The 6,860-nt window shown below is 44.6% G+C and carries 8 protein-coding genes; 4 read left to right on the forward strand and 4 right to left on the reverse strand.

The genetic code is table 11. The annotated features are described in order from the left end of the window. Nucleotides 1-90 (forward strand): IS3 family transposase (locus EKM89_RS13195; protein WP_164510537.1); only part of this gene is annotated, 90 nt, incomplete at its 5' end. A 251-nt stretch (nucleotides 91-341) separates the two neighbouring features. Here the strand turns inward: EKM89_RS13195 and EKM89_RS13200 are convergent. Next, the gene (locus tag EKM89_RS13200) at nucleotides 342-923 is read right to left on the reverse strand and encodes a hypothetical protein (RefSeq protein ID WP_125689237.1); all 582 of its coding nucleotides are present in this window, start codon (nucleotides 921-923) and stop codon (nucleotides 342-344) included. Next, nucleotides 916-2,289 carry an AAA family ATPase gene (locus EKM89_RS13205; RefSeq protein ID WP_125689239.1) on the reverse strand — a complete coding sequence of 458 codons (1,374 nt, stop codon included), beginning with the start codon at nucleotides 2,287-2,289 and terminating at the stop codon, nucleotides 916-918. Before EKM89_RS13205 ends, EKM89_RS13200 begins: the two co-directional genes overlap by 8 nt. A gap of 442 nt (nucleotides 2,290-2,731) precedes the next feature. Between EKM89_RS13205 and EKM89_RS13210 the strand changes: the two genes are divergently transcribed. Genes EKM89_RS13210 through EKM89_RS13220 form a run of 3 tightly spaced genes read left to right on the forward strand, consistent with a single transcriptional unit; the run spans nucleotide 2,732 to nucleotide 4,238 of the window. Next, nucleotides 2,732-3,199 (forward strand): KTSC domain-containing protein, encoded by a 468-nt coding sequence (locus tag EKM89_RS13210; protein WP_125689241.1) that lies wholly within the window; start codon nucleotides 2,732-2,734, stop codon nucleotides 3,197-3,199. Nucleotides 3,200-3,234: 35 nt separating this feature from the next. After that, nucleotides 3,235-3,705, forward strand: coding sequence for a hypothetical protein (locus EKM89_RS13215; RefSeq protein WP_125689243.1), 471 nt, complete (start codon nucleotides 3,235-3,237; stop codon nucleotides 3,703-3,705). A gap of 17 nt (nucleotides 3,706-3,722) precedes the next feature. Next, complete coding sequence (locus tag EKM89_RS13220; protein ID WP_125689245.1) at nucleotides 3,723-4,238, forward strand: KTSC domain-containing protein; 516 nt, start codon at nucleotides 3,723-3,725, stop codon at nucleotides 4,236-4,238. 435 nt (nucleotides 4,239-4,673) lie between these two features. Here EKM89_RS13220 and EKM89_RS13225 read toward each other — a convergent pair whose 3' ends face one another. Both EKM89_RS13225 and EKM89_RS13230 read right to left on the reverse strand, forming a co-directional pair. After that, nucleotides 4,674-5,732 (reverse strand): IS30 family transposase, encoded by a 1,059-nt coding sequence (locus EKM89_RS13225; protein WP_225421894.1) that lies wholly within the window; start codon nucleotides 5,730-5,732, stop codon nucleotides 4,674-4,676. Between the two features lie 49 nt (nucleotides 5,733-5,781). Then, nucleotides 5,782-6,860 (reverse strand): glycosyltransferase (locus EKM89_RS13230; RefSeq protein WP_225421895.1); only part of this gene is annotated, 1,079 nt, incomplete at its 5' end.

Raw genomic sequence — 6,860 nt, forward strand, 5'->3', positions numbered from 1 at the left:
GATTGGTATAATAATTCGCGACGCCAACCAACACTAAACGGCATGACCCCAGTAGAATACCGGAATCATGCCGTTAAAAATACTGCATAATGATTTTAATTATTTAGCTGTCTACTTGACAAGGAGCCGCGCCCATCTAAGAAATGGTCGGGCTGCTCTCTTTGTTTTTAGCTGTTGATACTCGGACTAACCCAATATGAATAAAGTGACTGAAATACTTGTCTTACCATGTATCATTTGATGAATGATTCTTTGAATATTCTCCTCTGAACAATCATTCTATTCTCCAAACGATTGCGAAAAAAAGAGCAATCCACCAGCTGGACTACGCCATCAGTCGCCTACTCAATTTTCAACACATCATTACATTTTTCCTTGGCTAACAGTACACGCATAACTCTTGAAAGGTCTACATACTTATCTTCTGAACGAATAACCGTTCGAAAATGGCGACCATCATTTTTAACGCGCATGTTTCTCGTAAGATCAGGCCGTCGATTCCCTAACTGAATCACTAAATGATAAATTGGCAGACTCACATCCGCCAACACATCATTATCTCTTGCCGCAACTAGCGAAAAAATATGGTTTAGCCATTGCTTACCACCAGCAAATTGTTTTTCAACCGGATGGTGTGTCATACTTTTTGCCCTCTTAATCTCAATTTGAAAGATAGCACCATCAATCATCGTACAATCATTATCTGTACCAGCCGCTCTTTTACCACCCTTCAGATACCGAGCGACTTCTTTAAAATCCTCAAGACGAAATGACACACCATATTCTTTCTGTACCTTATACTTCAACTCTAACTGATAGTCTTCTTCATTTATTCTTTGAATCACATAATGTCCCTGGGCTTCACCGACATACACATCATCAGCAATCGTCTTCTGAAACGCATCATAGAGTGCCTCATTCATTGTCAGTACCCTCGTCATCCATTTGATTTCGCAAATCCTCGTAATGGTCATTGATTGCCACCGTTGTTTGATCGAAATTGCCGAATGTCTGATCAGAGTCATCAAAGTCTTCTTCCTCAGAAATATCTCCTAAGTCACGAACACTACCGTCATTAAATTCATATACCGAAACACTGCTCTTTATTCCCACGTGATTCTGCTTATCGCCCAGCTTGGATTCTAATATTTTGTTTAGTAATTCTTTAACTAAATAGTCACTATGTGTCGAAATAACAACGTGATTACCCGCTTCCGATAACGCCAAAAGTAAGTCCATTACCATCACTTGTCGCGTTGGATGTAGATTCATCTCTGGCTCGTCAATGAACAGCCAATTTCTCTGAGCATATTGGTGAACAAATAGTTCCAATCCAAAAAGTGATTTTAATGATGACGATAATAAATTAAAGTTAATCGCATCACTGTTATCTGACTCATCTCCTAATCGGTACTGAATGCTATCTAGCGCCTCATCATATAAAAAGTTTCCCGGTACCAACATTGCCATCAACTTCTTAATTTCTTCCGTCAAATCAGAGCTATTTGGTTGTGTGAGTGCCAATACCGAATTATTCAAGAACGAAATGTATGACTCAATAGGATACGGATAACGCTCCACTACCCTACCTGTCGCCATACTTGCAGGATTCGTGAGACTCTCATCCACTAATCGTGTATTAAGCCGTGTCCGGAAAACGTTGATTCCAATTCTCTCGGCAGGTAAGTACCGGCTGGTAGCACTTGCGTCAAAAAGACTGCCCACCAAGGCACGATTAATTCGACTAAGTAGTTCTTCACGAGGAATTAAACGTTGGGGGCCATCCACATATTTTTGAGACATGGTATTAAAAATTTCTAATTCAGGAGCCTTTCGACCATCCATATGGATTTGGTACTGACCTACGTTTTCCTGGCTATCTTCAGCAAAGTAACTAAAAACAACCCCAGACTGCTTCGTCAAACCCGCGACGTCTTTCTCACTTATCGTAATCATAGATTTCCCAGGAACATAGACACCACGATCCTTAAAAAAGTCTACAAAGTACTTACCGCTATCATTCAGCTCATTAAATGACGTTACAATTTGTGTTGCAATAGCCGACTCTAACTCATCATATGGCAAGCCAAGCTTCCCTGCCTCTATTAGCTGATCAAGCTCATTATCCGCTACAACTTCCGTTTGAAAACTATATTCTAGCCAATTTCGGAAAGCAAACAAACTATACGTAGCCAGGGTCTTCCCCGTTCCATTATTTCCGATGAATAACATCAGCTGATTCAAATCAATCTTGGCATCTGTAATTGGTCCCAGATTTTTTATTCTCATGTTCGCTACTCCTCCAGGGGTATTTCCTAACCCACTACATCTCGGTTCTATTCTGTTCTCCAGTTTATCAGTTTTAACTAGTCTTTCCTACCAGTTAGTACCCGTCCCCCGCACAACTATCAGCAATCCGTCCTATTTCTAGCTATCAATTATCTTAAATGTTAACGTATTCCTAAACCCTGCGGCTAGTTACTAGTGCCTTAGACTCAGAGTCTAGCGGGTCGCGGCGTCTCCGGGACCTTCTGACTGAGACACTGCTGCTACTCTGCGTCCATGTTCGCACGATCGTTTTGTCAGGCTTATCCGGCTATTCTGGCCGCTTTCCCCATGTCATTACACAAATCCTTGTCCGGACACTCGCTAGCCACACGTGGTCGTTTCACGGCGCTCAGCCCCAGTCACCATTGCCCGCCATCCTGTAAAATCAAAGGAAGTTTTCTACATGGAAATTATGGACTTACCGGACAATGCTAACCGGCAACATTTTCAACTCCACTACAACGGACCGGCAGAACTACTGGAGGTGCGCGTGATTACTGGTGAAGTCTACGTCTATCGGGACGTCACCCGGACCACCTATCAGCATTTCCTCGACGCCGCCAATCCGGCGATCTTTTACCACAACGTCATCACCCATCATGGAGTCATCCCGATTCACTTCAACTGCTTTCAGCTCAGTGACGTTGGCCGGGACGTCGCTAAAATGTTGCCGATTAAGAGTCACGTGATGGCCTCAATTGCTTATGATAACAATCAGCGTCTCCTATTAATCAACCTCTTGGGTAAGGCGCAATTACTCTACCCGAACGTGCCCCGTGAGGTTGTCGAAATACTGCTGCACGCCCCGGATCCGGATAAATTTTACATGGAATCGATTCTGTCGCAATACCCCTGCTGTGCGGTCAAATGACCACCACGAAGTCGCCATTGGAAGGAACACCACTCATGACCAGAACACTAGAACTCGAAGAACAAACGTTGGCGAACGGCCGCTACCGGGTGCACTATACGTCGGGCCCCCGCTTACTGGAGGTCCAGGTCGCTGACGCCCAGATTGTGGTCTTTCGCCGCATCAGTCATAAATTTTACCGGGACTTCGTGAAATGCCACGAGCCGGATATGTACTACGAAACGAAGCTGCTGAAACACCACCACATCAACCTAAATACCGTCAGCCTGATGACTGGCGAGATTGGTGCGACTAGTGCCCGGCAGATAGCGCTCCCCTGCGGCGTTCACGTCATTGCGATGACCTACGACGAACAGCTCAGCGTACTTCAGCTAACGATGAGCGACCATAAGCACCAGGTCTATAGTGATGTGACCGAAAATGAGGCCATGGGGATCACCCTGACGCGTAAGGTGGACACCTACTACGATGCCCATTTCAGCGACCGTAAGCCCCTGACGTTTTGAGAGAGGAGAAAGCTACCATGGAACTAGCTGAAACGTACGACGCACATCACCATTACCAGCTGCACTATCAGCCCCGTGCGGAGTTGCTGGAGGTCCAGGTCAATAAGCGACGCCTCATCGTCTACCAGGACGTCTTGCCAGCGACGTACCAGGCATTCATCAAGAGTCGGAGCGCGAATAAGTATTATAGTCAGATCATTAGCCACCATACGAAGATCGAGTTGGCCTTCGATCACGAACCGGCGACCAAACGCCTGACAACGGGCCGGCCACAACGCCTGTGGGGAAAGATCGTCTACAGCATGACCTACGACGCGCCCACACACCTGCTCCAACTGACACTGCACCACATCCCCCGCACGAGAAATCCGTATCTCAATAAGCGCGCGTACATTCTGTACCTCTACGCCAACGCGGATAGTGCTCTGGCGGATGGTCTCCTGTTGGCGCCGGATCCGGATGAGTTCTATACGCAGATGATAGCGCCGAGACCGGCGATGCAGGTTGAGGTGGTGCATCGGGAGAAGACGTAATCCAAGTGGGAACTGTGGACTGAGGGGATGAGGATTGGAAAACAATGTCTGGTTGGCGGCTTGTAAGTTTCCTCGTGAAATCACATTGTCAGATAACGTGCGGTCATGTCCTTGACCACCACAGTATCAGCCTGAATTTGCCCAAAATTCTATAGAAAATTACGCTTGCGGATTTTGCGGGGAAACATTGCATATTCCGGGTCAGTGCCTGTAAGACAGCAAATGGCGTTCTCAAAAAAATGAGGACGTCATTTGCTTACCTTACTAGATGGATTACGGTTTACTGGGATGTATCGCCGAGGACGGTGTATCTGATCTTCTATACATGCTAACAACCAAACGCAAATTGCAAGAACAAGTTAGTCACTAGTACCAAATACTGATACCAAGGGTTTCTCAGAACTTGAAGTTAAGGGTTGGAACAGTGCGCTGAGCTTAGCCGCAGGCGGCAGCGAAGCGCTCAGCGGGTGTCTGGAAGTTGAGCTGGCGAGGCATGTTGTTCAGCTTTTCGGCGGTCTTAGCGACATCAGCCGGGCTAACAGCATCGAGTGACTCGCCTTTAGGAAAGTCGCGGCGAACCATGCGATTGTGGACTTCGTTAGTGCCACGCTCACTGGAAGTATAAGGATGGGTAAAGTAGACCGGGGCGACTGATGCCATCACTTGTGAAAGGGTCGTAAACTCTGGGCCATTGTCCGTAGTAACCGACTTGATAATACTTCCGTACTCGGCGATGATGGCTTGCATGGCATAGGCCACTGAATCAGCGTCACGGCCATCGATCAAGCGGATGATCTGAAAGCGGGTTTGGCGTTCAATCAAGGTCATAATTACGCTCTCATGGCCGTCACGCTTACCAACGATGGTGTCAATCTCAAAGTGGCCAAACTCTTCACGTGTCGCTACCTCAGCTGGTCGTTCTTCGATACTTAAGCCTAGCAGCCGACTGTTCATATGAACGGCGTGCTTGGGTAGTCGGCGACTCATCTTCTCAGCGAGGTCTAAGTTACAGACCTCTAAGCGTTGTTCGTCAATATACTTGTACAGCGTTTTTGTGCAGACCATCTCATCAGAACGAAAGAGGCTCAACGCTTGGGCCTGACCAACAGCAACGTCTGATGCCCAGCAATCAGTCTTAAAGTGTTCCACAAAGAACGCTAAGAAGTCCAACACCTGATAGAACTTACAAGGACGATGACAGGCCCTACGCTTCTCGTGATAGCGCTGTTCAGCGAGCTCTGCCACATGGATATAGATCTCATAGAACTTTTCCTTACCGTTAACCAGCTGTTTATTGGTCACCAAGCCCCGCTTGACCTCGTTGTTTATGGTCTGCGGGCTAACGCCAATTAGTTCGGCAATCTTACGCCGAGAATACTCGTCGTGATTGAAGTAGACCTCGATGTTTCCGCGCTCTTTCAAAGTTAAGTGATGACGACCCTTGGGACGATTCATGGTAAGCTGTTCTTGCATCAAGACGAAAACCTCTTTCATTGTTTGTGTAGGAACTCCAATGATACTTGAGATTTACGTCTTGCTGTATTTATTTTGTCCTAAATTCTAAGTGGCTAACTTGATTATAAAATTCACTTTCATAAAGGCTTTCAATTCCTGATACCATCTTTTCAACTGAAAATTTTCGAATATATAACTTATGACTTGCTTCTGCCATTGATTGGCTATTAGATATAATATTTTGAACGTTTTTTACAAATCCCCCCCAGTTCATATCATTTTTATCTATTAGAAAGCCATTGCCTTCAACTAATTCCTTATGGCCAATGATATTTGTCAGCATCACCGGCATACTAAAAGACAATGCCTCTAAGACCGAAAATGGAAGTCCCTCATATCGAGCTGTTGAAAAAAACACGTCTGATTGAGCTAAATATTCATACGGATTATCTGAATACCCAACAAACTCTATTTTCTTATTTACACCGCTTTGAGTTACTCTTTTTCTACACTCATCCAAAAGGGGTCCATCACCAACCCATATAAATTTACTATTTGGAACACAACTAATAAGCTTCGTAGCTATTTTAATAAATAGTTGTGGATTTTTTTGGAAACTACACCTGGCTACGTTGATAAAAACAATACCTGAATGCTCTTTTTTTTTAATAGTTGGTTTGGAGACACCGTTGCTAACAACTACACTTTTACTACTGGCAACCAAATCATTATCTAATGCATAGCTCTCCTCTTCCCTTGAAACATGAATAACCTTTTCAAAGAATCGGTTCATAAAACGTTCAATTGAAATTAATAAAATATTTTTTAATCGTCCTCTATCTACTTCTGAAAAGTATGCATGTGGTGTAAATACTACCGGAATTCCATCATGATACATCATTTTATAAATAACCATTAAAATACCAGCTATAGTACTATGCACATGGACTAACTCTATTTTTTCCTTCTTAATTAGTTTACGTACCTTTCTTACCGAGGCAATAAATTTCACTGGGCTCTTTGTCAACATTGATAGTCGATCATCAATCATATAATCTGACTTAACTTTGGATCCACGTGCAGAACTAACGTAAGCACCCAATAACTGACCGTATTGAAATTTAGACCAAAAAAGAAGAATGGCGTCCTCGGGTTTTGAGGGCGCCA

It is taken from the genome of Levilactobacillus fujinensis (assembly GCF_003946335.1).
GTDB lineage: Bacteria > Bacillota > Bacilli > Lactobacillales > Lactobacillaceae > Levilactobacillus > Levilactobacillus fujinensis.

Coding starts and splice junctions, on each gene's coding strand:
- EKM89_RS13200 (WP_125689237.1), bottom strand. CDS start 923: ATGAATGAGGCACTCTATGATGCGTTTCAGAAGACGATTGCTGATGAT.
- EKM89_RS13225 (WP_225421894.1), bottom strand. CDS start 5,732: ATGAAAGAGGTTTTCGTCTTGATGCAAGAACAGCTTACCATGAATCGT.
- EKM89_RS13210 (WP_125689241.1), top strand. CDS start 2,732: ATGGAAATTATGGACTTACCGGACAATGCTAACCGGCAACATTTTCAA.
- EKM89_RS13205 (WP_125689239.1), bottom strand. CDS start 2,289: ATGAGAATAAAAAATCTGGGACCAATTACAGATGCCAAGATTGATTTG.
- EKM89_RS13215 (WP_125689243.1), top strand. CDS start 3,235: ATGACCAGAACACTAGAACTCGAAGAACAAACGTTGGCGAACGGCCGC.
- EKM89_RS13220 (WP_125689245.1), top strand. CDS start 3,723: ATGGAACTAGCTGAAACGTACGACGCACATCACCATTACCAGCTGCAC.